This window comes from Cyanobium usitatum str. Tous (assembly GCF_003011885.1).
Classification (GTDB): domain Bacteria; phylum Cyanobacteriota; class Cyanobacteriia; order PCC-6307; family Cyanobiaceae; genus Cyanobium_A; species Cyanobium_A usitatum.
Genome location: NZ_PXXO01000008.1, coordinates 81,073 through 104,018 on the forward strand (window position 1 = coordinate 81,073; position 22,946 = coordinate 104,018).

Here is a 22,946-nt window from a genome sequence, read left to right on the forward strand (position 1 = left end):
CGATGGCACGCCTTCCCTCCACCACTGCCCAGTTGCGGGTGCTGCACCAGAGCTTCAGCCAGCGGGTGCTGGAGGGGGAGGTGAGTGCGGGCGGCTACCAATGGAGTTTCCGCTGGGCCTTTGACCGCGGTGAACTCAGCGTTGAGCCTTCTTTGGGCAGGGCTCTGATCCAGGATGCCCTGCTGCGTTATCTGCTCAAGGTCGACTACCAGCTCGAGCCTGGCGGTGACTACATCTTTACGGTTCGGGCCCGTTTTTAAACCGATTCAGCCTCCGGCGCGACCGGCAGCGGCCATCGCCTCAGCACCTCCTGGTTGCTGCGTTGCAGGGTCACCCCGCAGTAACGCTCTATCAGCAGCTGGGCCACCACATCGTCGATATCCCGGGGGGGCAAGCGCAAGCCCGCCGGCAGCAGCCGCCTCCAGCCCCTAGGGGGCCAAAGCTGCCAGTAGCGCTCGCGGGCCGCCAGGGTGCTGCCGCTCTCATCCACCACAGCTAGCGCCAGCCGCTGCTGGCCAAGTTGATTGCGCCAGTCTTGGCTGCCGGTGCCATTGCCGAGCACAACCTGGCCAAGCCCCACTTGCTGCCAGCTTTTGAGCAGGGCGAGGCAGGCTTGTGGGGGCAGGATGGCAGCCTGCCGGATCTGGCCAACGGCAGGATCAGCCAGCACTAGACCGCATTTGCTGCGCCCGGGATCGAGGCCTGCCACCAGGCTCGCCGCAGCGCCCGTCATGGGCGGCGAGGGCCCGGCCCCGATTGGGCCGGAGATGGGGCCGCCAACCAGCGCAATTCCACCGCAATTGGGTCGGCGGTGCTGGCGTTGTTGATGGCGAGGGCTTCTAGTTGGGCAACCTGGCCCGGCTGGCGCTCGCTCAGCTCCCGGGCCAGCTGTTTGAAGCTGGCCGCATCGAACTGCAGCCCTTCCACCAACGTGCCCTGGCGCTGGGCTCGGGCATAGGCAGCGGCCAGCAGCAGGTTGAGTCGCCGCGAAACCGGCTCCAGGGCTGTGAGGTCGCCCTCGATCGTGGTGCTGGCCAGCACTTCATCTGCTTTAACTACTGGACGGTTGGGGCGTAGGTCTGGGAAGGCAAGCACCTGGCGCTCGCCCCTCAGCACGTTGGCGGCCGAGAGAATGCTGACCACCCAGCTGCCGGGTTTGGCGAGCAGGCCTTCCAGCTTGCTGATGTCATTTTTGGGGACCAGCAGGATCTGGCGATCGGGGGGCTGGCCGGGCAGCACCCGCCTGAAGGCGTTGAGATTGGCCTGCTGCAGCAAGGCGTTGATCACCTCCTTGGCCTGCTCGGGGCGCTCAAGGGTCACCTTGGCGCTGGCCAGGGTCTGACCGCTGCTGAGCACCACGTCGCCGCGGCGCAGGGCAATCAGGTTGCTCTCCAGGTCTTTAAGTTCTTGGGCACCGGCGCTGATCCGGCGGCGCACCTGGGCTAGTTCCGCTTCGGTGCGGCGGATTTCCGCATCCCTCCCCTTCACCTCCTGGCTGAGAAGGCTGCGCTCCAGCTCCAACTTGTTGCGCTGGGCTAGAAGTGGCGCCAGCTCTTGGCGCAATTTGCTGGCACGGGCTTGGGCCTGCTCAAAGCGCGTCTGAGCTTCGCGTTTGCCCTGTTCGGCCCGCGCCACCTCCAGGCGGCTGCTGGCTAGTTGGCTGTTGCTGCGGCTCAGTTGGCTGCGGCTGGTTTGCAGCCGTTGCTCCAGTCGATCGAGTTCAAACAGGCCCGTGCGCAGCCGCTCGCTTACCAGCAGCATCAGGCCGAGGGAGATGGCACTGATCAGGCTGCCAGTGAGCACCGTGATCAACACGGCGGTGCGGCGGGGCCGCATCCCCAACAGGCTCAAGCGCGCCTTGCCCACCAGGCTGCCGAGTCGGTCGCCCAGGGTGGAGAGCACTCCCCCCAGGGCGAGCAAAGCGAGGATCAGCAGCCAGCCCGTCACGTACGTCCGCGGAGGGCCCCAGTATCCCTGGCCTTCAGCTGAAGCGCTTGGCTAGGGCGATTGGATCAAACACAGTGATCTTTTTGCGGTCGATCTGAACCAGCCCGTCGTTGCGCAGGTCGCCCAGCAGGCGAGTGATTGTGACGCGGGTGGAGCCAATCGCTTCGGCAATCGCCTGGTGGGAGAGGCGCAGATCAATCGTGATCCCTTCCGAGCTGGGCACGCCGAAATCGCGGCACAGCACCAGCAGGAAGCTCACCAGCCTCGAGCTCATGTCGCGGTGGGTGAGGGTTTCGATCATCGTTTCGGTCTGCAGTATTCGCGAAGACAGGCCCTGCAGCAGCAGCAAGCCCACGCTGGCGTCCTGCTCGATCGCCCGGCGTACGGAGGTGGCTGGTGCTGTCACCATCTCGACCCTGGTAAAGGCCACAGCGTGATAAAAACGATCGGAGCGCTGGCCGGTAAGCAGCGAGAGCACACCAAACAGGCTGTTCTCACGCAACAGGGCCACGGTGATCTCCTCGCCGGATTCATATACCCGCGACAGCCTGACCGCGCCGCGCCGCAGCAGATAGACCCGCTCGGCTGGATCGCCGGGAAAAAAAATCGTCTTGCCCCGTTCGATCGTCTCGACACTGCTGCCGGCCAGGCCCCGGATCACTTCCAACAGGGTGGGGTTGCCCTGGCCGGCGCTGCCCATGCCTGCCACCACGCCAGGGGCACCCGTCGATGGGGTGTTGGCGGTACGGCTAAATCCGTGGGTAGCGCCAACCATCAAGGTCTGGGCAAGTGCCGGGACCCTAAGGATCACCCGGGGGGCGGCTTGTAGCAATACACACGGTTTGAGACGACACCGCCGGGGTCCCCTGCGTACCAGTACGTATGTTTCCACTAGGGATGGTGTCGTTTGCTTGTGGAGCGGCCCGATCCCGCTACATTCAGCTCCGCGGGGCCATGGGCTGCTCGCGGCGCCCCAGGTCTGTTTTTCGATTTTCCAGGTTCTTATTCAGGTTGTTCATGACCGCGAGCTTGCCCGTCTCAGGCCTCACCTCCTCCTCGGGAGCTGGTTTTCCGGCGGTCCAGCACCAACCTCAGCGCTCTGGCCATCGCCCTTTGGCTGTGGCGGCTGCCGCGTCCGCCCCTTCTGCTGCGCCGGCATTGCGGCTGGTGGCCCAGTCGGAGGGCTTACTGCAAATCCATACGGCGCCTTTCCGCGGCAGTTACGGTGCCGTGCTCAGCCAGGCCCTACGCAGTGCCGGCTTGGGCAGCCGGGTGCTGGTTACTCAGTTTCTTAAGGGCGGCGTGGATCAGGGCCTCGGCAGCAGCGTCTGGCTGTGTGGGCGACTGCAATGGCTGCGGCCCGGTGTGCCCGGCTGTCTGTCAGAGCCAGCTGCCCACCAGGGGCTCGAGCTGTTGGAGGCGGTGCGCCAGGTGTGGGCCTTCAGCCGCGAGCAGCTGCTCAGTGGTGCGGTGGATCTGATGGTGCTCGATGAGCTGGGCTTGGCTGTGGAGCTGGGCTACATCGAGCAGGCTGAAGTGCTGGCAACCTTGGAGCGCCGACCAGCCCATCTAGATGTCATTTTGACAGGGCCAGCCATGACTCCTGAGTTGATGGCCATGGCTGATCAGGTCACCCAGTTGCGCCGAGGCCTCTGATGCTGAAGAACGATCGCTGGATCAACGAGCAAGCTGCGGTAGGAATGTTGCAGCCGTTTCAGTCGAGCCTGGTGCGCCACCTCGATCCCGCTACGGCGGGCTCCCCGGTGCTCAGCTACGGCTGTTCTTCCTATGGCTACGACTTGCGGTTGTCGGCCAAGGAATTTTTGATCTTTCGGCATGTGCCTGGCACCGTGATGAACCCCAAGCGGTTCAACCCGGCGAACCTGGAGCCGGCGCCGCTGCACAGCGACGAAGACGGTGAGTACTTCATCCTGCCGGCCCATTCCTATGGCTTGGGAGTGGCACTGGAGAAGATGAAGGTGCCATCAAATATAACGGTGATCTGCCTGGGTAAGAGCACATACGCCCGACTAGGCATCATTGTTAATACGACGCCAGCGGAAGCCGGCTGGGAGGGTCACCTCACCCTGGAGTTTAGTAATTCTTCGGGTGCAGATTGCCGCATTTATGCCAATGAGGGAATTTGTCAGCTGCTCTTTTTTGAGGGCGATCCCTGCGAGACCACCTATCAAGATCGGGCTGGTAAATATCAGCATCAGCCCGAACGGGTTACCTTGGCGCGTATCTAGTTCCCCGCAAAAGGCCCAGTGGGGCGCGAGCCTTGCGTAGCACCGAGAGGTGCGCCAAATGGTTCGCCCTATGGGGCGAGCCTGGCTTTATGCAAGCGGCTCTTTTCATACCAGTCAGCAAATTGGGGCGTCCAAGCCTGTAGGTGGGGCCACATCAGATCACAGAGCTCACGGATCTCCTGCTGGGCATCGAGCTTCGCCCGCAGGTCAAGGAAGTGCAGAAATGCCCGCAAGGTGAAGCTCACCACGAAGTGCTGGCGGTAGTCGAAGGGCAGGATGCCGCGGGCGTGCTCCTCGGCGAAGCCAGCCGCCAAAAGGTCGCGGTAGCGAGCTGCCGCAGCCCTGCAGAGCTCTAGATCTATGTAGCGCTGCTCTTCTGTGTAGGCGTATTTTTTGCCTTGCCGGTCGCTATAGCTACCTATGGGCCGTAGATAGAACACCTCCTCCAGTTCCAGTTCATCATTGGCGGCCTTGCAGATGCGATCGCCGGTGTAGCGCATGGATTGCACGTCAAAGCTCACCCCCACCCGGTGGGTCCGCGCCTGCTGCATCACTGAGTGGGGAAACCAGCCAACGTTGAGCACGATTTGGGCGTGTTCTAAGGGGCCGTAGTGACCGCGCTCGCCGGCGAGAAGTCGTTTGATGCAGATCTCCCCTGCTTTGCTCTCCTCGGGCCAGTTGGCGGAGTCTGCCGCCACAAAGCCCTCGCTGTAGTCCTGATGCATTCCCGCATAAACGCACTGCTGGGGGTTAGGCGTAGCGGCGATCAGGTCAACGCGGAAACGGGAATCCATGGCGGGCGTCAACCGTGGCTGCGGGGTCCGGCCATCGTGGCAGTAGCTGGCTCCGCTGCCGCAACTTCGCCAGCGGGTTGGCTCAGGTTGCTGACGGCACCCACTCCGGCCAGGGCCGGCAGGGGTTCGCCGGCGATCAGGGCGCTGCTGAGAGCGCGCAATTCGTTGAGGCTGCGGGCGCCAATCGAGCGGCCCACCGCTTCACCGGCAGCATTGAACAGCTCTAGTTGGGGAATGCCGTTGACGTCGTAGCGCTCCAGCTCCGGCTGCCAGCGCGGATTGTCAACGTTGAGCAGCACCACATCGAGCTGGCCGCGGTGTTGGGCTTCGATCGTTTCCATTGCCGGAGCCATGGTGCGGCAGGCGTCGCACCAGTCGGCGTAGAACTCCACCAGCGTTGGCTTGCCATTGCGCAAGGCCACGGGTAGATCCAGGGATTGGCGCGCCAAGCGCTCCAGGGGAGCCTCCGGATTAAGTCCGCCCCGGAACCACAGCAGGCCCGCTGCCAGTAAGGCCGCCAGCACGACTAGCAGCAGCCGTTCGCTTGGCCCCAGGCCGGAATTCGGGGTGGAGTTGGTCATGACTGCACTTTGCCAGTGCTTGCTAGCGTTTTGCGGAGGTAAGCGTGCTTTTCCCGCGAACCGGATCCTCGTGAAACGGCGCCTAACCCTGCACTTTCCCCGCGAAGCGGTGCATCAGCCGATCACCTATCGGCTGGCGGTGGATTTCGATATCGCCGCCAAGATCCTGCGCGCCCAGATTTCCCCCAACCAGAGCGGCACCATGGTGGTGGAGCTCTCAGGCGACATCGACGAACTAACAGCGGCGGAAGCCTGGCTAGAAAGTCAGGGACTCGGCCTCAACCGGGCGCCTGGTCAGATAGACGTAGACCACGGTCTCTGTGTTGACTGCGGCCTCTGCTCGAGCGTTTGCCCCAGCGGTGCCCTCAGCTTGACCCAGTCGGCTTGGCAGCTGCAATTCGATGCGCAACGCTGCTTGGTGTGCGAACAGTGCATTCCGAGTTGCCCTCTGGATGCGATTTCCCTGGTGCTGGCTCCCCCGTGATGGCGATGTTGCGTCTGCTGTTGCTGCCCTTGCGGGCGCCGATGCTGCTGGTGCTGGTAGTGATATCCGTTTACGAGGGCTTGCAGTGGAGCCAGCCGCTCGAGGGTGCGGCAGCGTCGGGGATGGGGCAGTTATCCAGCTTGTTCTGGTCGCTTGACTGTCTCCACGCCTTGCTGGTGGTGGTGGTTTGCACCATGCCCGACCTGCTGCTGCAGCGGATTTCCAATTTGATGGCCGCCAGTCGGGTGATGAGCCTGGTGATCAGCCTGTTGATCGTCACGGTGGGTGGCCTCTATCTGCTCCACCTCAAAGTGCTCACCAATGTGCTGATCCTGGGCACCACTGTGTTGTTGGCACGCCTCGATCTAGCTCGGATTCGGGTGGCACCCCCGCCGGTGCTCCTGGCAGGGGTGCTGGGTGTGCTCGTGTTGTCAGGGGCATGGGTGGGCCGCTGGCTGGCAAGCGGTGGCTAGCAGCTAGCCAGCGGCCTCTCTTGAAAGTTCCAAAAGTTGCCGAGCACTTTTTTGACGTACAGCCGGGTTTCCGGGTAGGGGATGGCCTCTATCCATAGCTCCGGTTCCTGTTGCAGTTGGGGTGTCACCCAGCCAGCGGTGGCACCGGGGCCGGCGTTGTAGCTGGCAGCCATCAGCACGGGGTTGCCCTGCCACTGGCCCAGCAGTTGCTTTAGGTAGAGCGCGCCTAACTGGGCATTGCGGGCTGGGTCGGTGAGGTCATCGGCTGCCAGGGGCGTGCCGGCTAGTTCGGCGGCGGTGGCCGGCATCAGTTGGAGCAAGCCGATGGCACCGGCGCCGGAGCTCACCCCTGGGCTGAAGCGCGATTCCTGTTTTGCTACGGCTGCCAGCAGGGTTGCCGGTACCCCGGCGGTTGAGCCAGCCTCCTCGAGCTCCGCCACGAAGCTGGCGGTTTGCAGGTCGAGCTCAAGCTGTTGGGCCAGGGCGCAGTTTGCATTCACCGGTAGGCGCAGGCTGGCTTGCTCGAGTTGGCCGAGTCCTATCCAGTGGTCTCCCACGGCCCGGCGTAGCCGGCCTTCCGTAATCAGCTCCTGGGGACTAGTGGGGGGGGAACTCCGCTCCGTGCGCCAGTGCTCCCAGGCTTCCAGGGGCTGGCCCAGGCGCCAGAGCCGGTCGATCTGCCAGTCGCCGCTGCCCAGGGGGTGCCATTGGGGTTGCACAAGGGCCGGGCTGCTGCGGGGATCGAGGTTGAGATCGCCGCGGCCTAGGCGCACCGCCGCCCGCCAGCCGTAGTAGCCGCCCGGATGCTGTTTGATCAGATCACTCCAGGTGCGTTGTGCTTGGGCGGTGGCGCCTTGCTGCTTCTGGCTGAAACCCAGCCAGAAGCGCTGGCGTCCCACCAGCCCCACTGGCAATTCGCGACCGATCGGCGCACTTAGCAGCGTTGTGGCCGTTGCCCATTGGCGCTTGAGCAGGGCCTGGCGGGCTTGCTGCCACTGCAGTTCCCAGCTGGCTGGATCGTTGGGCCAGCGCTGCAGCACCGCCAGCGTCGCGCCGATGTCGCCACTCTCCATCGCCCGCCGCGCCTGCACCGGGGCCGTGTCTTGCAGGGCAGAGGGCAGCCCCTTCAAGGCCTGGAGAGCCCTGGGCCCGGGCTGTTCGCTGAGCAGGGCTGCGGCCTCGCTGGCCTGGCTGGAGCGCGGCGCGGATTTGGCCAGTTGCAGCAGCAGACTTTCGGCCTGGGCCTGCTGCTGGCTGCCGCCACCGAGCAGGGCCCGGCTGAGGGCTAGCTGGGTTGCTGGGCTCGGTGGACTGCCCTTGAGGCAGCTCAGGGCAGCGGCCGAGTCGCCTAGCTGGGCCAGGCCCCTGGCCAATTGGTCCCGCTGGCCAGGGGTAGCTGCTGCGGCCGTGCTCTGGCAGGCCTGGCGCAAGCGTGGCCCCGCACCGGGCCAGCGCACACCGTGACGGGCCAGGTGCAGGGCTGCCTGGAGGCGATCTGCGTCGCTCGGGCCCGCCTCCACGGCCGCCGCTAGGGCCGCGGGATGGGCGGCGAAGCGGCTGCGTAGTTTCTGCCGCAGCTGGGACTGCTGCCGGCCCAGGGCATAAAGCCCATCGGCTGAGGCGGGCGTGTCGGGGAAGCGCCGCACAAGCTGCTGCCAGCGTTGCTGGGCGGCTGCCTGATCACCTAGGGATTCGGCGGCCAGGGCATCGCGTTTGAGCACCAGGGCGGCTAGTTCATCGCCACCCCAGCCCTGGCCGCGCAGCAACCGGCGCTCGCCGGCTAGGTCGCCTTTTGCCTGGCGCGGCAGCAGCAGCAAGCTGGCCTCCCGCCGCCGCTCCGGATCGGGCGAGAACCGCCGCAGGCGCTTCAGGGTTGGGGTGGGTGTGCTGGGGTCTGGCGCGGGAATCAGGGTCAGCAGTGCCCTGCCGCCCACCAAGGCGGCGCCGCTGCCCAAGCAGGTGAGGGCCAGCAGCAGGGGGAGGCGAGCCAAGGGCAATAGCGGCGCAGCTTCGGCATTCTGGGGAGGTGTGAATCCCGCTTAGCTGGTGCGCCTGCCCTCCCTACCCCCCTATCTCTCCACCTTGCCTGGGGCAGAGCAGCGGTTGCGGGCTCTGCGGGTGCTGGCGGTATCGGGCCTGGTGCTGCTGCTGCGCCCCTTTTGGCCATTGAGCTGGCTGCCGGGCTGGGTGGTTGGTGCGCTGCTGCTCTGGACGATTGGCGAACTGGTGCTCTGGATCTGGTGGCCCCGCCGCTGGCGCTGAATGGGCTCAGGCCCCTACCTGGCCCAGGCCAGCCATGGCGAGCGTTTTGCAGCAGCCCACGTAACCTGAGCACCACTGAGGCATCTGCTGCTGCCCATGGCCGACCTGGCTCCCCATCCCGTTGGCCTGCCCCTGCGGGGTGGTGTGGCCGGTTTCGGGACCGATGGCATCCGTGGCCGGGTGGGAACCCAGGTGAGCCCGGCTTTGGCTTTGCAGGTTGGCTTCTGGTGCGGCCAGGTGTTGCCCCAGGGGGCGCCGGTGCTCATCGGCATGGATTCCCGTAGCAGTGGCCCGATGCTGGTGGCGGCGCTTACCGCCGGGCTCACCGCTGCAGGTAGGGAGGTATGGACCCTGGGTCTATGCCCTACGCCAGCGATTCCTGGCGCCATTCGCCGTCTTGGCGCGGCTGGCGGTCTGATGGTGTCCGCCAGCCACAACCCCCCTGAAGACAACGGCATCAAGGTGTTTGGGGCCTCCGGCGCCAAGCTGAGCCGCGGCCAGCAGCAGGCGATCGAGGCTGGGCTGCAGGGGGTTGGGGCTGGACCGGCAATAGGTGCTTCCGGCGGCTTCTTGGGCACAGGAGTTGTGCACGACCGCCCCGATTTACTAGCCGACTACCAGCGGTCCTTGGTGGCGAGCGTGATGGGTCGGCGCTTAGAAGGTTGCAAGATTGTGCTGGACCTTTGTTGGGGCTCGGCTTCTGCCTGTGGAGAGGCGGTGTTTCGGGCCTTAGGCGCGGAACTCACCGTGCTGCACGGCAAGCCGGATGGAACCCGCATCAACGTGGACTGCGGCAGCACCCACCTTGAGCCGCTCAGACGCGCGGTGCTGGAGAGCGGAGCCAGCATGGGTTTTGGCTTCGATGGCGATGCAGATCGGATGCTGGCGGTGGATGGCCGGGGCCGGGTGGTGGATGGTGACCAGATCCTTTATCTCTGGGGATCGTCCCTGCTTGATGCGGGCCAGTTGCCGGCCAATCGCATCGTTGCCACGGTGATGTCAAACCTCGGCTTTGAGCGTGCCTGGCAGGCCAAGGGAGGGGTGCTCGAGCGCACCGCCGTTGGTGATCAATACGTCCACCAGGCGATGGAGCAGATGGGCGCTGGCCTGGGTGGCGAGCAGTCGGGCCATATTTTGTCGGCCCGCCACGGCATGAGTGGCGATGGGCTGCTCACCGCTTTGCAAGTGGCCACGCTGTTGCACCGCAGTGGCCAATCACTGGCCGACTGGATGGATAGCAGTTTCAAGCCCTACCCCCAGGCCCTGTTGAATGTGACGGTGCCAGACCGGCAACGGCGCCAGCAGTGGCAAGCCTGCGAGCCGCTGCGGCTCGCTGTGGAGCAGGCGGAGATTGAGATGGAGGGTCGTGGCCGGGTGCTGGTGCGCGCCAGTGGCACCGAACCACTGCTGAGGGTGATGGTGGAGGCCGCCGATCAGCAGCTGGTGGACCACTGGTCAAGCCAGCTGGCTGCTGCAGCGGAGCAGCACCTCAACGCGGCCTAGCTTCCAGGCATTCCCGAGCCAGGCTCAGGGCTCCGCTGCAGGCATCTGCGGCGGGGACCTGCAGTTGAGCGCCTGGGCAGCACTCCCCAAGGCAGGCCTCCAGCCGGCAGCGCAGCAAGGCAAGGTGCTCCAGCGCCCCGCCCATGGGCCACACTCGCGGGGCACTTAGCTGCAGCCTTGTGCAGATGGTGGCTGCCATTAATGCCAGGGCCTGGGCGGAGCGCTCCACAACGGCGGCGGCGCCAGCATCACCCTCGTTAGCGGCGTCCGCCACCAGCGGTGCCAGGCGGGCGAAGCCAGCGGCCCCGAAGCCAGGCTCCACAACCAAAGCTTTGATGGCCTGAGCGGCCTGGGGGTCGCCTGGGCTCACATTCAGTCCGGCCCAGATCCGGGCTCGCAGGGGTGAATCGGGCTGGCGTCCATCCGCCATCGCCAAGCTGAGGGCTAGGCCATCGCGGCCGATGTCCGTGGCCGAGCCAGCCCCATCTAGCAGCCAGCCCCAGCCGGAGCAGCGGTGTTCCTGGCCTGCCGGATTGCGCCCAACGGCGATGGTGCCAGTGCCGCTGATCACAACGATGCCTCCCTGGTGGTGGTTGCCCATGGCTCCGCGCAGGGCAGTGCGCTCATCTCCCGTGACTACTACGCGCTCCAGGGGTAGTTGCAGGGCTTCGGCCGCCAGCTGCCGGCCCAGCTCCTGGACGGAGCTGCCCACTTCGATGCCGCTGGCGCCAATGCCGGCGGCTAGCAGGGGCGTGCCGGCGTGCGGCAGATGCAGGCGGGCCTGCGCCAGGCTGCCTTGAAGGGCCTGGCGGAAGCGGGTGGGGCCGTCAGCTGCGGCCAGGTGGCACACTCCAGGTCCCTGGCCTTCACCTAGCAGCTCACCACTGCAGGCATCGCTGAGGCGACAGCTGGTGTGGGTTTGGCCAGCGTCGAAGCCGGCAATCAGGCTTGGCTCAGCCACGACCTTCGGCGCGGCTAGCTCCGGCCGCCAGGGTGGCGATGCAAAACCAGCCGCTCAGTTGCACCTCCGGCCGGAAAAAGATCGTGTCGGTTAGTCCCTGCACCGTGAGCCCAGCAATTACGGCGATCGCCGCCATGGCCGGCAGGCTGAAGCAGCTATCCCTGCGCCAGAGGCTGGTGGCGCTGCGCAGGCTGGCCAGCAGCAGGCCGATCCCGGCCAGCAGGCCAGGAATGCCGGCTTCTACCGCCAGCTCCAGGGGGATGGAGTAAGCGCTGAGCGCGTTGAACTTGGGTTGCTGAAACAGCGGATAGATCTGGTTAAAAGCGTCGTTGCCGGGGCCGATGCCAAGCCACGGGCGGGCCTGGACCATATCCAGCGCTGCAAGCCAGACGTTGATGCGGAAGTTGTTGGAGCTGTCTTGCCGGCCGGCCACCAGGCTCATCACCCGCACTCGCAGAGGCTCCACCTGGGTAACTAGCACCACGAGCAGGGCGGCCCCGCCTAGCAGCAGCAGCAAGGGAAACAGGCGCCGCCAGAGCAAGGGCCAGGCCCGGGTGGCCCGCACGGCTAGCAGCAGCAAGATCACTGCCGCCTCGGCCACCAAACCCATCCAGGCGCCGCGGCTGAAGGTGAGCACCAGGGCGGCGACGCCCAGCACCAGGGCAGTGAGAGCAAAGAGCTTGCGGGCTCGCCCCGGCCAGCGCAGCAGGGCCACGAGGGCTAGGGGCAGCACCGGCAGCAGATAACCCGCCAGCAGGTTGGGGTTTTCGAGGGTGCTGTAAATGCGCACCGTGCCATCGGCCACGGAGTTGGGGTCAGCCCAGCGGGCTAGTTCGCCGCTATCGCCGTAGAGCTGGCGGATACCGATCACGCAGGTGACCAGGTTTCCAGCCAGCAGCGCAGCCACGATCCGGTCCCACCAGACCGGCGCCAGGGTCAGCAGTTGGCGCATCAGGGCGTAAACGCCCAGATAGCTCACAAGTTTGACCAGCCCCTTGGCGGCGGCCAGGGGCACCGGTGAGAAGCCTGTGGCCAGCAGGGCGATGGCCAGGATCCCCAGAATCCAGCGGTCGATCTCCACCAGCGGTCCAGGGGTAGTGGTCAGGGCCAGCAGCAGCCATAGGAGGCCACTGGCCAGCACCAGCAGGCTGAGGCCGCTGCGGGTTACCAGGGGCAGGCCAACCATCAGGGCGCAGAGCACCAGGCCGGCTATCAGGGTTAGCTGCCGCCCCAGGGGACCACTGTCAGCGCGCTGCAGGCAGCCCTGCCAGCGCAACAAAATTGGCATTGGGGGGGCGCTCAAGGGGTGCAGCCTGGCTTCAGGCCCGATTATCAACCGCTTCAAGCTGATCTTCCAGGTTGGTCAGGCCTTCCAGGTTGCGGTCGTTGCGTTGGTAGAGCACCCGGTAGACCGGCAACCCCTGGCTCAGCACGTAGGTTTCGCGCTCGGTTGGAACCGCCAGGGGGTTGCCGGCACGCCAGGGGCGCCCATATGCGGCCGGGCGATCGAAGCCGCCGCTGGCCTCGATCAGCTGCACCATCGGTGTGATCACCGCCAGCACATCGCTCTGAATAAACAGCTCACGGCCAGGCCCCAGCGCCTCGGCCAGGGCCGCCAGCAGGGCGGGCTGCAGCACCCGCCGCTTTTGATGCTTTTGCTTAAACCAGGGATCTGGAAACTGGATGGTCACCCGCTGCAGCAGCCCGGCTGGCAGGGCCACTAGCCAGTCCTGCAGGCTGATGTTGGCGTTGCAGAACAGGTAGTGGAGGTTGCCGAGCCCCAGGGCCTGGCGGTCGGCTTCGGCGGCATCCACCAAGGGCCGGCGGATTTCAACACCTAAATAGTTGCAGTTGGGCTGGTGCTGGGCCAGGGCCAGTAGGAAGCGGCCGCGGGCGCAGCCAATGTCCAGATGCAGGGGGAGATCCGGCTGACTGAAAAGCTCGGCTGGCGGCGGCAGGGGCCGGGGTAGCTGGAAAAAGCGGCTGAGTGGATTGACGTGCTGGCGCACCATCAGCCCTCTCCGCGCGGCACCAGGAAGGCCAGGCTGGCTGTGTAGCCGTGCAGATGGGTGCTACCGGCGACCGGGCCGATTTCGCCGTTGCAGAACGATCCGGCGATGGGCACCTGATCAAACACTTCCCGGCACAGCTCCACGTCGCCATCGGCGCTGCCGTAGAGCCCAACGCCACGGCCTAGGCAGGCAAACAGCAGGGCGGCTAGGGGCTCCGGGTTGCGACCCCGTTGGCTGGTCAGCAGCTGGCGCAGTTCCAGTCTGGAGGTGCTGGCATCGCGCAGTTGGAACTGCACCTGTTGTCCCACCCGCATCCGTTCAGCTACGGCTACGGCGCCGTTGCGGGGGTCGACACCAAGCAGGTTGCGCACCAGAAAAGCGGTGGGACCATCTGGATCTGCGGCGCTGAGGCTGAAGTTGCTACGGCCCACGCCCAGGAACAGCGAGTGCTTCACCAGCTCCCGCTCCTCGGGATTCAGATCCGTGAGGATCGACTGAAGCGCTGCTACAGGGCTGCGGCGGGCCTGGCCCTGGCTCACCTCCAGCACCACGTTGCGCTGAACTTGCTCCACATCAAAAACCGGCCCGATCGGCCGGCAGCCCTGGGCCACCACCGGATCGAGTTGCCAGGCTCCACCAATGAGGCAGCCGACAGCACCGCGAACCACCTGATCTCCAAACAGCAGGGAGCCATGGCCGGCACTGTGGGGGCCGGCGACGCCGCCAATTTTCGCCGCCCCTGGACAGGCGTAATCCAGGCCACTGATCAGATCGTTGATCCGGGAGCAGCTGGGATCCACCAGCAGCAGCATCGAGGGGCTGGGAGCTGCTGGCGCATCGAGCAGGTCGCGCCAGGGATCAGCCGGGCCGTCGAGGTCGGGAAGGGAGTCGGTATCAATCGCAAAAGGGTGGAGCTCGGCGCCGGGTAGGCGCAGCAGGGTGACACTCAGGGCTGGTTTGTTCTCCAGCTCATGGGGGGTGCCGCCAGCATCGGTGCCCACCACCCCACCGCCCAGGCAGCCAAGCCAATGGCTGGCTGAGAGTTTCCCCTGAAGTAGGGGCAGCAGCCGGGGCAGGTCGCTGGCGTAGCTGGCTGCGACGAAGACCAAGGCCAGATCTGCTGGACCGGCCCCCCGCAGCTGGCTGGCGATCTCTTCAACCGACGCCTGCAGCGAGGTTTCGCTGGCCAGGGCGGTGCGGCACCAGGCCTGGGCTGGACGGGCTCCGAAGGTGCGGGAGAGCCAGCTGGGCAGGGAGAAGGCGGCCATGACCTGGACCCTATCGCTTGCCGGGGACGCGGATAATGGCGCCTTACCGAACCACACGCGTGCTCGCCGCCCTACCAGAACCTCTGTACCGCTCCTTGGTGTGGCTCGATGTCCGCCTGGCGATGCTGTTCAGCGTCGGCTTGCCCCTAGTGCTCCTGATCTGGGCGTCGGTACGCAAGGAGGGATCCTTAGTGCGCCTGCTGGGGATTTATTGGAAGGTGGCCAGCCTGTTGCTGCTTGCAACCCTGCTGCTCACCGACCGGAGGCCCCTCGGCTTTGTGGTTTTGCTGCTGGCCCAGCTACTGGTGGTGCTGAGCGTCTGGTTCTGGGTGGATCTCAACGAGGAGCTGGCCGACCTGCCGCCCTGGCGTCCCTTGCCCCTGACCCTGCGCATCTGGCGCTGGAGTCTCACGGCGTGGGCCGTGCTTGGCGCCCTGCTTACTGCCACGGCCCTGGGCTGTTTGGGCCCCGGAGGCTTGGCCCAGCCCCGTTGCGCCGCTTGGATTCAGCCGCCCCTTGGCCTGCACCGGCATGTTGAGGGGCTGTTTGCCTTCATTTTTGGCGGCGAATGGACCCCTGCCGTGGCCGCCTTCATCGGTTACGTGGGTTTGGTTGCCTATGTGGTGGGACTGTTGCAATGGCTGCTGGTGCGCTTGCCAAAGCAGGGGCGAATCGCTGGCGATTTCTGAGGATCAGCCCTATTGCTTCCTCTGCCGCCCCGCCTTCTCTCTGGCCATGACCCTCTCCGCTGCATCTGCGATGGCCCTGCTGGCCAGGCTGGAAGAATTGAGCCGGGAGCGGCCCGATCGGGTGCTGCGGCTCAGGGGCCAGCTTCAGTTGGCGGCAGGTCCGCTTGAGCCCTACGAGCTGCTGATTTTTCGGGGTTTTTCGAGCAGCACCACCCACCCCACCGATTTCGATCCCGACCAGCCATTGCTGCCCGAGGGGGCGGTGATCGAAACAGCTGAATTACTGCAGGCCCCCCTGAATCCGGCTTCGGAACAGCTGTTGGCTGGGCCAGTTTCCCCTGAGGTTTTCCTTGAATCCGGCGGTTGGGATTGAGCCCCCAGATCAGCCCATACCAACCAGGCGGCGCCAATCACTGCAGCAGGATTCCAGCTGGGCGGCGTGGCACTGCAGCTGGGTCTGGCTGGCTAGTTCGAAATCGACGAAATCAAAGCCTGGGGCCACTGTGCAGCCCACCAGGCTCCATGTGGTGTTTCCAGCTACGGGTTCAGCTGCGAACCAGCTGCCAGCAGGCACTACAACCTGGGGCTGTTCTCCGGCGCTTAGATCAAGCCCAAGCCTGCTGACGCAAGCCTGGCCATCCGGGTGGAGTTGATAGATCAGGAGCCCGTCGCCGCCATGGTGGTGCCAGGCCTCATCGGAGCAGATCCGATGCCAGCTGGACCACTCGCCTGCGGCCAGTAAATACAAGATCGCCGTGCTGGCGGCCCTGGCTCCCCGCGGCGTTTCCACCACCTCACTTGACCGGTAGGTCTCGCGGTAGTGGCCACCCTCCGGATGGGGCTGGAGTTCCAGCCGCTCAATCAGTGCCTTGGCGTTCAGGACAGCACCGCCACGCAGCGACCGCAGAGGCTGGGATGGGCGCTGTGCTGGCCGATGTCGCTCTCGTAATGCCAGCAGCGCTCGCATTTTTGGCCTTCGGCCTTGGCAATGCGCACCGTGATGCCGTTTGCGCTGGCTTCGGCCAGCAGCTCGGCAGGCGCTACGCCGCCTTCCTTGAGGCCCGACACCAGCAGCCAATCGGCCAGGTTGTCGACGCTGGGGTGGCTTGAGCTGGCCAGCCAGCTCAGGGATTCCGCCGTGTTGGTGCTGCCTGCTTCCAGCTCCAGCTGCACCTGGGCTTCCAGCGAAGCACCGAGCTGGCCGCTGGAGCGGCAGCTCTCCAGTTGGCGATTCACCAAAGATCGCAATTCCAGGATTCGCTCCATCGGCGCCTCCAGTTGCGCTTGGCGCCAGCCATCGGGGGCCGTGGGCCAGCCCCGTTCGAATACCGAGGTTTCGGCTACCGGATAGGGCAGGTTTTGCCAGATGTCCTCGGCCATATGGCAGAGCACCGGTGCGATCAGCCCCGCGAGACGCTCCAGCACCAGGCTCAGCACCGTTTGGCAGCTGCGGCGGCGGAACTCATCGGCTCCGCTCACATAGAGGCGGTCCTTGGCGATGTCGAGGTAGACGTTGGAGAGGTCCACCACGCAGAAGTTCTGCAGGGCCTGGAAGAAGCGGTAAAACTCATATCGCTCGAAGTCTCCCGTCACGCTGTCGATCAGGGCGGCGGTGCGCTGCAGCATCCACTGATCCAGCAGGGGCAGCTGGTCGTAGGGCACGGCATCGCGGTCTGGTGCAAAGTCGTGCAGGTTGCCCAGCAGGTAGCGGGCCGTGTTGCGGACCTTGCGGTACACATCCGCCAGCTGCTTGACGATCCCAGGCCCCAGCGGCACGTCGGCCGAGTAGTCCACCGAGCTCACCCACAGCCGCAGCACATCGGCGCCGTAGGCCGGCTCTTGCTTTTCGTTCTTGCCGCCCTCTACCAACACCGCCGGATCGACGACGTTGCCCAGCGATTTGCTCATCTTGCGGCCCTTCTCATCGAGGGTGAAGCCGTGGGTGAGCACCCGCTTGTAGGGGGCGTGGCCGTTAACCGCGACCGAGGTGAGCAAGCTGCTCTGGAACCAGCCGCGGTGCTGATCGCTGCCTTCTAGGTAGAGATCGGCGGGGTAGTGAAGGCCGCGCTCTTGGAGCACGCCAGCCCAGGAGGAGCCTGAGTCAAACCACACGTCCATGGTGTCGCTGCCCTTGCGCCAGTGGCTGGCTTCGGCGGCGTAGGCCTCAGGCAGCAGGCCTGCCTCATCGCGCTGCCACCACACATCCGCACCGTGCTCGGCGATCAGGGCTTGGATGTGGCCCAGGGTGGCTTCGTTGAGTAGCACCTCACCCGTTTCGCGGTGATAAAAGACGGGGATCGGCACGCCCCAGGTGCGCTGGCGGCTGATGCACCAGTCGCCCCGATCGCTCACCATCGCTTCAATTCGGTTGCGGCCGCTGGCCGGCAGCCAATCCACCTCGTCGATGGCCCCGAGAGCGGCGGCGCGGAAGCCCTCCACTGAGGCAAACCATTGCTCGGTGGCGCGGAAGATCGTCGGTTTTTTGGTGCGCCAGTCGTAGGGGTAGCGGTGTTCGTAGCGCTCTTGCTTGAGCAGCAGGCCGGTGGCTTCTAGGGCACTGAGGATCGCGGGGTTGGCGTCCTTGAGCACGTTGGTGCCAGCAAAGGGCCCGGCTTCGGCGGTGAGGTTGCCGGCCTCATCCACGGGGCAGAGCACAGGCAAGCCGTATTTCTTGCCGGTGTTGAAGTCGTCTACGCCGTGGCCCGGGGCGGTGTGAACCAGGCCCGTGCCGGCCTCGGTGGTGATGTAGTCGCCGCCGATTACCACCGGGCTGGTGCGCTCCAGCAGCGGATGGCGGTAAGTAATTCCCTCTAGCTCGCTGCCCTTAAGGCTTAAAAGAGGAGTGAGCTCGAGCCCCAGGCTGATTTGCAGGCTCTCAATCAGCTCAGCGGCTACCACCAGGTGGCTGGCGGCTGGGGTGGGGGCGTCGCCCCTGGCCGCCACTGCGCAGATGGCGTAGTCGAGCCGCCCATTCACCGACACCGCCAGGTTGGCCGGCAGCGTCCAGGGGGTGGTGGTCCAGATAGCCACTGCCAGGCCGCCAGCCCCTGTGGCCGCCTTGGCCGTCAGGCCAGCTGTTTCTAATTGGGTGGCCAGGGCCTCGGGTAGCGCCACCACCGGGAAGGCCGCGAAAACGCTGGGGGAGGTGTGGCCGTCGGGATATTCGAGTTCGGCTTCGGCCAGGGCGGTGCGGGAGCTGGGGCTCCAGTGCACCGGCTTGAGGCCTCGATAAATGTGGCCAGCAAGCACCATGGCGCCAAAAACGCCGATCTGGGCGGCCTCGTAGTCCTTCTGCAAAGTGAGATAGGGCGTTTCCCAGTCAGCCCAGATGCCCCAGCGGCGGAAGCCGCTCTTCTGGCCCTCCACCTGCTCGAGGGCGTAGGCGTGGGCCTTCTGGCGCAGCGTTACCGGGGTGAGCTCGGCCCGGTCGCTGCTGCTGAGCCCCTGCAGCACCTTGAGTTCGATTGGTAGGCCGTGGCAATCCCAGCCAGGCACAAACCGCGCCCGCTTGCCCTGCAGCAGGGCGGTTTTATTGATGATGTCCTTAAGGATTTTGTTGAGGGCATGGCCCACGTGCAGGGCCCCATTGGCGTAGGGAGGGCCGTCGTGCAGGGTGAAAACTTCGCCGGGGTTCTGCTGGCTCAGGCGCTCGTAGAGCCGCTGCTGGGCCCAGAACGCCTGGATTTCCGGCTCGCGCACCTTGGCATTGGCCCTCATCGCAAAGGGCGTCTGCAGCAGGTTGAGCGTGTCCTTGTAGGAGGGGGGGTAGGAGACGGGCGCAGGGCTGGCGGTCACGTCGCCTGGGGGCAGCAGTGCTGATTATCCCGCCTGGCTGCTGGAGGGCTCGGGCAGCGGTTGCGGTTCCGGGATTTCGGCCGTCACCAGGCTGTCGATCACCAGGCTGTCGATCTCGCTGGTGGAGCTCGGCTCTTCCGGGCGCACCCAGCGTTTGCCACTGGCTTTGGGCTGGCGTTGCTGAGTCAGCCATTGGCTCATGCCTGAAGTGGCAGTGGTCAGGAGGGCGAGCAGATGGGCCAGGCTGGCGCCGGCTTGTTGCAGGCTCGTCTGCCAGCGTTCCGTCGACCAAAGCCGCTGCTGCTCCTCAGCGGTGAGCTGCCGCCAACGGCCCTGGGAAACCTCGCCTGCGAGCCTGCCGATCAGTAGGCCACCGCAAAGCACGCCCAGCATCGGTGCGCCCGTGAGCCGGTCGGCACTGGTTACAAGCACCAGGCCCAGCAGCAGCACTACGGCGCCCCAGGCCGAATCCCGTGGCCGGCTCAGTTCGGTGGCCAGCAGCGGCAGCAGCAGGATGGCGAGTCCCAGCAGCAGCGCCAGGAGTCCGCCCAGGGTGGCGAGCATGGCCAGAAGGCGTGGAGTCCCCCATTGTGGGCGACTCCACGCATCTGTCTCTACAGTCCCGTTCTGCCCACCTGGCGGAATTGGTAGACGCGCTGGTTTTAGGTACCAGTGGCTTAGGTCGTGGGGGTTCAAGTCCCCCGGTGGGCATCATCACTTTCTTAAGTTGCCTTGATGCAACGTTCTGGGATCTGGTTCGGCTGAGATGACACAGGTTCTGGGCGCCTCTCCAACCGCCGTGCTCTCCGAGGGGGCAATGGCTTCTCCCTCGCGGCTTGTGCCGCGCGAATTTCTTGACCCGCCTGCTGCCTGGAACCCCACGGTTGGGCTGTTTTTGGCTGGCTACGGCTTGGCTGCCCTCACGATTTGGGGCTGGTTCGTTGCTGGCTGGCCCCTGCCCGTGCTGCTTGCTACCGGATTTCTGGCCTTGCACTTAGAGGGCACGGTGATTCACGACGCCTGCCACAACGCGGCCCATCCGCACCGCTTCTGGAATGCGGTGATGGGCCATGGCGCTGCCCTGCTGCTTGGCTTCAGCTTTCCCGTTTTTACCAGGGTGCACCTGCAGCACCATGCCCATGTCAATGATCCCAAGAACGATCCTGATCACATCGTCAGCACTTTTGGACCCCTGTGGTTGATTGCGCCACGATTTTTCTATCACGAGCTGTTTTTCTTCCGCCGCCGTTTGTGGCGTCGTTATGAACTGTTTGAGTGGGGCCTAGCCCGGGTTGTATTTGTGGCGATAGTTGTGGCCGCTGCAAAATTTGGCTTTCTTGACTTTATTTTCAACTGCTGGTTTGCCCCTGCCCTAATGGTCGGAGTGACCTTGGGCCTGTTCTTTGACTACTTGCCCCACCGCCCCTTCCAGTCACGCAACCGCTGGCACAACTCCCGCGTATATCCGGGACGACTGATGAATTGGTTGATCATGGGTCAGAATTATCACCTTATTCATCACCTGTGGCCCTCTATACCCTGGTTTGAATACCGCCCTGCTTATCACGCCACTAAGCCCATCCTTGATGCCAAAGGTTCGCCCCAGCGGCTTGGCTTGTTTGAAACCAAGAATGATGGTCTTAACTTCCTCTACGATATCTTCCTTGGCGTTCGAAGTCATCGCAAAAGGCGCAGCAAGCTTAGGCCTATTGCTGCATTAATGCCCACCCGCCATGCCCGCAGGCGAGTGCTGGAGTTGCTTCATCGCACTGCAATTTCGCCGGTGCGTTAACTGGTTAGTTGACTTAGCTCAGCTGGCTACGATTTTGGGCACGCGGATGAAGTCCCCCTCCCTTTGGGGAGCTTCATTTAGTAGCTCTTCGCGCACGTCCGTAGGGGTTACCAGATCTTCACGGCAGACGTTTACTACTTCCACCGCTCGAGTGGTGGCTGCTACTCCTTCCGTGTCTACTGTTTCAAGGTGGGCTACGTAGTCGAGGATGCGCTCGAGCTGGCCGGTGTAAGTGGCGATCTTGGCCTCCGGCAGGTCTAGGCGGGCCAGCTTGGCCACCTTGCGCACGTCGTCTGCGGTGATCTTGCTCATCGGGATTTACCAGATATGCCGACGCTAGCGCTCAGGTCAGAAAGGCTTCCAGGTCTGAGGCAAGGGCGGTGGCGGCCAGCTCCAAGAAGCGCTCGCCATGGCTGGCCTGGGCCAGGTAGGGGTTTGAGCCCATGCGGCCATCCGGATGGCGGCGGCGGAAATCTTCGGGGCCGTGGATGGGGCCGGCCGGGGCTGGATCAGGCAGGGGCCTCTGCTTGGTCTGGAGGCTGGGCTCCAGGTGCAATGTGAGGGCTATTTCGCTGGGGGTGGCGTGGTGACCTTCTTCCGCGCCATAAAGGCTGCGCGCCTCCTGCATTACCGGGCCAGCCATGAACCAATTGGCCAGCTTGCAGCGCAGCCGCGGCGCCACCGCCAGGCCCCGATCGGCGGCGGTGGCATAGGCCTGGGCGAAAGCGGCCTTGCTGGTGGCGATGTTGCCGCCATGGCCGTTGATTACGTAGATGCGCTCGAAGCCGTGGCGTGCAAGTGACAGCACCACGTCGTGCAGAACGGCTAGCAGGGTGGAGGGTTGCAGGCTCACGGTGCCAGCAAAGCCCAAGTGGTGCTCGGCCATGCCGAACGCCTGGGCCGGAGTCACCAGCACGCCGGTGCGGCGGCCCACTTCCAGGGCCACGGCCTCGGCCGTGAGCGCATCGGTGCCGATGGCGCCGGTGGGGCCGTGCTGCTCGGTGGAGCCCAGGGGCACGATCACGCCCTTGCAATTTTCCAGATAGGTCTCCACCTCAGGCCAGCTACGCAGTTGCAGGCGAATGGCGTCATTGGAGCTGGCGGATTGGATCATGGTGAACAGCAGGTAGAGCCTGGAGACTGGCTAATGTTTGAAGGCCAGCAGTGCCTCGGCCCATGCTGCACCGCAAGCTTTATCAGTTTTGTGCCGAACAGCGCCCGGTGTGGGTGTTTTTGCGTGACCAGCAGCGCTGGATTGAGGCGGCCACGGTGGTTGAGGTCGAGGGGGATCTCGTCACCCTGCGCTACGACGCTGAAGACGACGACGAAACCCACAGCTGGGAGGAGAGCGTGCGACTCGATTCGATCGGGGCCGTCAGCACCAGGCTGGCCTACGTCTGCCGCAGCGGCAGTCCCGATGACGTGATCACCTCCGAAGACTGCCCTGAGGCTGAGAGGCTGCCTAGTCAGGGTCAGTGAGCGGTGCCGTTGCCGTCGTAGTCGTCGCTGTCGTAGTAGCCACCTTTGGTGCCAAAAAACAGGGTGGCCAGTACAAAAAGGCCGCTGCCAAAGATGAGCACAGTGGCGAGGGAGAAACCGGTGGTGTGCATGGCGGACCAGGGTTTTGACACTTAAGGACTTCAGTTTGCTGGCGGCTGCTCCCAGTGGCGAGCAACACCTCGAACTTGTGGTGAATCCATTGCCGAAGGCTTTCTTCGCCCGCCCCGCCGAGCAGGTCGCCCCCGAGCTCATTGGCTGCCTGCTGGTGAAACGCCAAGTCTCAGGCGAGCTGCTGAGGGGCGTGATTGTGGAAACGGAGGCGTATTGCCAATCCGACCCCGCCTGCCACGGCTATCGCCGCCGCTTCCCCAGCAACGAAACCCTGTTTGGTGAGCCTGGGCGGTTTTATGTGTATGTGAGCTATGGCATCCACCACTGCGTCAAGCGAGCCGTGACTTCAAGGAGCTCAGGCTGGGCTTGAAGTTTCAGTGCTGCCAAGGGGTCTCCCAGCCAATCTCCAAGCCACTGCCCCAAAAACTCCCAGATTTTTCTCCCAGAGACCCCCAGGGCTACGAAGAGCTACAAGCCGAGTTGGCTGGCTTGGCTTTGTCAGTGTTGAAGCCGTAGCCCTGGCGT

General features: G+C 64.8%; 27 protein-coding genes, 1 tRNA gene and 1 pseudogene. 13 read left to right on the forward strand and 16 right to left on the reverse strand.

The window, feature by feature from the left end:
* Nucleotides 1-2 precede the first annotated feature (2 nt).
* Entirely contained in the window at nt 3-260 is a 258-nt protein-coding gene (locus C7K55_RS08430) for a DUF3146 family protein (protein WP_106632284.1), read from the forward strand.
* On the opposite strand, the gene C7K55_RS08435 is transcribed toward C7K55_RS08430, so the two are convergent.
* The 3 genes from C7K55_RS08435 to ntcA are packed head-to-tail and all read right to left on the reverse strand — an operon-like array spanning nt 257 to nt 2,722.
* Nucleotides 257-733: a RuvC family protein gene (locus C7K55_RS08435; RefSeq protein WP_106632285.1), complete on the reverse strand. Its 477-nt coding sequence runs from the start codon at nt 731-733 to the stop codon at nt 257-259. The genes C7K55_RS08430 and C7K55_RS08435 overlap by 4 nt on opposite strands.
* Nucleotides 730-1,947, reverse strand: coding sequence for a DUF3084 domain-containing protein (locus C7K55_RS08440; protein ID WP_106632286.1), 1,218 nt, complete (start codon nt 1,945-1,947; stop codon nt 730-732). The genes C7K55_RS08435 and C7K55_RS08440 overlap by 4 nt, the downstream gene beginning before the upstream one ends.
* Before the next feature lie 34 nt (nt 1,948-1,981).
* Nucleotides 1,982-2,722, reverse strand: a complete 741-nt coding sequence (ntcA, locus tag C7K55_RS08445) for a global nitrogen regulator NtcA (RefSeq protein WP_106632287.1) — start codon at nt 2,720-2,722, stop codon at nt 1,982-1,984.
* Nucleotides 2,723-2,964: 242 nt separating this feature from the next.
* On the opposite strand from ntcA, the gene C7K55_RS08450 reads away from it, so the two are divergent.
* The gene (locus tag C7K55_RS08450; RefSeq protein ID WP_106632288.1) at nt 2,965-3,603 is read left to right on the forward strand and encodes a cob(I)yrinic acid a,c-diamide adenosyltransferase; all 639 of its coding nucleotides are present in this window, start codon (nt 2,965-2,967) and stop codon (nt 3,601-3,603) included.
* A complete protein-coding gene (gene dcd, locus C7K55_RS08455) occupies nt 3,603-4,196 on the forward strand; it encodes a dCTP deaminase (RefSeq protein WP_106632289.1) in 594 nt (197 codons plus the stop codon). Before C7K55_RS08450 ends, dcd begins: the two co-directional genes overlap by 1 nt.
* Nucleotides 4,197-4,264: 68 nt before the next feature.
* Here the strand turns inward: dcd and thyX are convergent, their stop codons facing one another.
* Both thyX and C7K55_RS08465 read right to left on the reverse strand, forming a co-directional pair.
* A complete protein-coding gene (gene thyX, locus C7K55_RS08460) occupies nt 4,265-4,990 on the reverse strand; it encodes an FAD-dependent thymidylate synthase (RefSeq protein ID WP_106632290.1) in 726 nt (241 codons plus the stop codon).
* Nucleotides 4,991-4,998: 8 nt separating this feature from the next.
* Complete coding sequence (locus C7K55_RS08465; protein WP_106632291.1) at nt 4,999-5,571, reverse strand: thioredoxin domain-containing protein; 573 nt, start codon at nt 5,569-5,571, stop codon at nt 4,999-5,001.
* A gap of 70 nt (nt 5,572-5,641) precedes the next feature.
* Here C7K55_RS08465 and C7K55_RS08470 point away from each other — a divergent pair, with 70 nt between their 5' ends.
* Together C7K55_RS08470 and C7K55_RS08475 are read left to right on the forward strand one after the other, a co-directional pair.
* The gene (locus tag C7K55_RS08470; RefSeq protein ID WP_106632292.1) at nt 5,642-6,055 is read left to right on the forward strand and encodes an NIL domain-containing protein; all 414 of its coding nucleotides are present in this window, start codon (nt 5,642-5,644) and stop codon (nt 6,053-6,055) included.
* The gene (locus C7K55_RS08475; RefSeq protein WP_106632293.1) at nt 6,055-6,528 is read left to right on the forward strand and encodes a hypothetical protein; all 474 of its coding nucleotides are present in this window, start codon (nt 6,055-6,057) and stop codon (nt 6,526-6,528) included. Before C7K55_RS08470 ends, C7K55_RS08475 begins: the two co-directional genes overlap by 1 nt.
* Here C7K55_RS08475 and C7K55_RS08480 read toward each other — a convergent pair.
* On the reverse strand, nt 6,525-8,519 hold the full coding sequence (locus tag C7K55_RS08480; protein ID WP_241518268.1) for a lytic transglycosylase domain-containing protein: 1,995 nt from the start codon (nt 8,517-8,519) through the stop codon (nt 6,525-6,527). The genes C7K55_RS08475 and C7K55_RS08480 overlap by 4 nt on opposite strands.
* A gap of 55 nt (nt 8,520-8,574) precedes the next feature.
* On the opposite strand from C7K55_RS08480, the gene C7K55_RS08485 reads away from it, so the two are divergent.
* A complete protein-coding gene (locus tag C7K55_RS08485; protein ID WP_106632295.1) occupies nt 8,575-8,790 on the forward strand; it encodes a hypothetical protein in 216 nt (71 codons plus the stop codon).
* Between the two features lie 96 nt (nt 8,791-8,886).
* Nucleotides 8,887-10,293: a phosphoglucosamine mutase gene (glmM, locus tag C7K55_RS08490; RefSeq protein WP_106632296.1), complete on the forward strand. Its 1,407-nt coding sequence runs from the start codon at nt 8,887-8,889 to the stop codon at nt 10,291-10,293.
* Here the strand turns inward: glmM and C7K55_RS08495 are convergent.
* From C7K55_RS08495 to C7K55_RS08510, 4 genes are read right to left on the reverse strand one after another with little or no spacing between them, the layout of a single operon-like run.
* The gene (locus C7K55_RS08495) at nt 10,280-11,254 is read right to left on the reverse strand and encodes a BadF/BadG/BcrA/BcrD ATPase family protein (protein ID WP_106632297.1); all 975 of its coding nucleotides are present in this window, start codon (nt 11,252-11,254) and stop codon (nt 10,280-10,282) included. The genes glmM and C7K55_RS08495 overlap by 14 nt on opposite strands.
* A complete protein-coding gene (locus C7K55_RS08500; protein ID WP_106632298.1) occupies nt 11,247-12,542 on the reverse strand; it encodes an IctB family putative bicarbonate transporter in 1,296 nt (431 codons plus the stop codon). Before C7K55_RS08500 ends, C7K55_RS08495 begins: the two co-directional genes overlap by 8 nt.
* 31 nt (nt 12,543-12,573) lie before the next feature.
* Nucleotides 12,574-13,263 carry a tRNA (guanosine(46)-N7)-methyltransferase TrmB gene (gene trmB, locus C7K55_RS08505; protein WP_106632334.1) on the reverse strand — a complete coding sequence of 230 codons (690 nt, stop codon included), beginning with the start codon at nt 13,261-13,263 and terminating at the stop codon, nt 12,574-12,576.
* 2 nt (nt 13,264-13,265) lie between these two features.
* Nucleotides 13,266-14,534, reverse strand: a complete 1,269-nt coding sequence (locus C7K55_RS08510; protein ID WP_106632299.1) for an FIST signal transduction protein — start codon at nt 14,532-14,534, stop codon at nt 13,266-13,268.
* Between the two features lie 35 nt (nt 14,535-14,569).
* Here C7K55_RS08510 and C7K55_RS08515 point away from each other — a divergent pair, with 35 nt between their 5' ends.
* Together C7K55_RS08515 and C7K55_RS08520 are read left to right on the forward strand one after the other, a co-directional pair.
* Entirely contained in the window at nt 14,570-15,223 is a 654-nt protein-coding gene (locus C7K55_RS08515; RefSeq protein WP_106632300.1) for a DUF3177 family protein, read from the forward strand.
* 46 nt (nt 15,224-15,269) lie between these two features.
* On the forward strand, nt 15,270-15,596 hold the full coding sequence (locus tag C7K55_RS08520; protein ID WP_241518269.1) for a DUF7734 family protein: 327 nt from the start codon (nt 15,270-15,272) through the stop codon (nt 15,594-15,596).
* Between the two features lie 9 nt (nt 15,597-15,605).
* On the opposite strand, the gene C7K55_RS08525 is transcribed toward C7K55_RS08520, so the two are convergent.
* Genes C7K55_RS08525 through C7K55_RS08535 form a run of 3 tightly spaced genes read right to left on the reverse strand, consistent with a single transcriptional unit; the run spans nt 15,606 to nt 19,582 of the window.
* The gene (locus C7K55_RS08525; RefSeq protein WP_396093386.1) at nt 15,606-16,130 is read right to left on the reverse strand and encodes a cupin domain-containing protein; all 525 of its coding nucleotides are present in this window, start codon (nt 16,128-16,130) and stop codon (nt 15,606-15,608) included.
* Entirely contained in the window at nt 16,100-19,018 is a 2,919-nt protein-coding gene (gene ileS, locus C7K55_RS08530) for an isoleucine--tRNA ligase (RefSeq protein ID WP_106632302.1), read from the reverse strand. The genes C7K55_RS08525 and ileS overlap by 31 nt, the downstream gene beginning before the upstream one ends.
* 24 nt (nt 19,019-19,042) lie before the next feature.
* On the reverse strand, nt 19,043-19,582 hold the full coding sequence (locus C7K55_RS08535) for a Ycf66 family protein (RefSeq protein ID WP_106632303.1): 540 nt from the start codon (nt 19,580-19,582) through the stop codon (nt 19,043-19,045).
* 65 nt (nt 19,583-19,647) lie between these two features.
* Here C7K55_RS08535 and C7K55_RS08540 point away from each other — a divergent pair.
* Both C7K55_RS08540 and crtR read left to right on the forward strand, forming a co-directional pair.
* A tRNA-Leu gene (locus C7K55_RS08540) sits at nt 19,648-19,729 on the forward strand.
* Nucleotides 19,730-19,784: 55 nt separating this feature from the next.
* On the forward strand, nt 19,785-20,810 hold the full coding sequence (gene crtR, locus C7K55_RS08545) for a beta-carotene hydroxylase (RefSeq protein WP_106632304.1): 1,026 nt from the start codon (nt 19,785-19,787) through the stop codon (nt 20,808-20,810).
* A gap of 18 nt (nt 20,811-20,828) precedes the next feature.
* Here crtR and gatC read toward each other — a convergent pair whose 3' ends face one another.
* Together gatC and C7K55_RS08555 are read right to left on the reverse strand one after the other, a co-directional pair.
* A complete protein-coding gene (gatC, locus tag C7K55_RS08550; protein ID WP_106632305.1) occupies nt 20,829-21,122 on the reverse strand; it encodes an Asp-tRNA(Asn)/Glu-tRNA(Gln) amidotransferase subunit GatC in 294 nt (97 codons plus the stop codon).
* A gap of 31 nt (nt 21,123-21,153) precedes the next feature.
* Nucleotides 21,154-21,924, reverse strand: coding sequence for a creatininase family protein (locus tag C7K55_RS08555; protein WP_106632306.1), 771 nt, complete (start codon nt 21,922-21,924; stop codon nt 21,154-21,156).
* A gap of 62 nt (nt 21,925-21,986) precedes the next feature.
* Here C7K55_RS08555 and C7K55_RS08560 point away from each other — a divergent pair, with 62 nt between their 5' ends.
* Nucleotides 21,987-22,289 carry a DUF6679 family protein gene (locus C7K55_RS08560; protein WP_106632307.1) on the forward strand — a complete coding sequence of 101 codons (303 nt, stop codon included), beginning with the start codon at nt 21,987-21,989 and terminating at the stop codon, nt 22,287-22,289.
* Here the strand turns inward: C7K55_RS08560 and C7K55_RS13770 are convergent.
* Complete coding sequence (locus C7K55_RS13770; RefSeq protein WP_206603496.1) at nt 22,283-22,441, reverse strand: hypothetical protein; 159 nt, start codon at nt 22,439-22,441, stop codon at nt 22,283-22,285. The genes C7K55_RS08560 and C7K55_RS13770 overlap by 7 nt on opposite strands.
* Before the next feature lie 59 nt (nt 22,442-22,500).
* Here C7K55_RS13770 and C7K55_RS08565 point away from each other — a divergent pair.
* Nucleotides 22,501-22,788, forward strand: a pseudogene (locus C7K55_RS08565) (DNA-3-methyladenine glycosylase); the annotation flags it as partial.
* Nucleotides 22,789-22,946 lie beyond the last annotated feature (158 nt).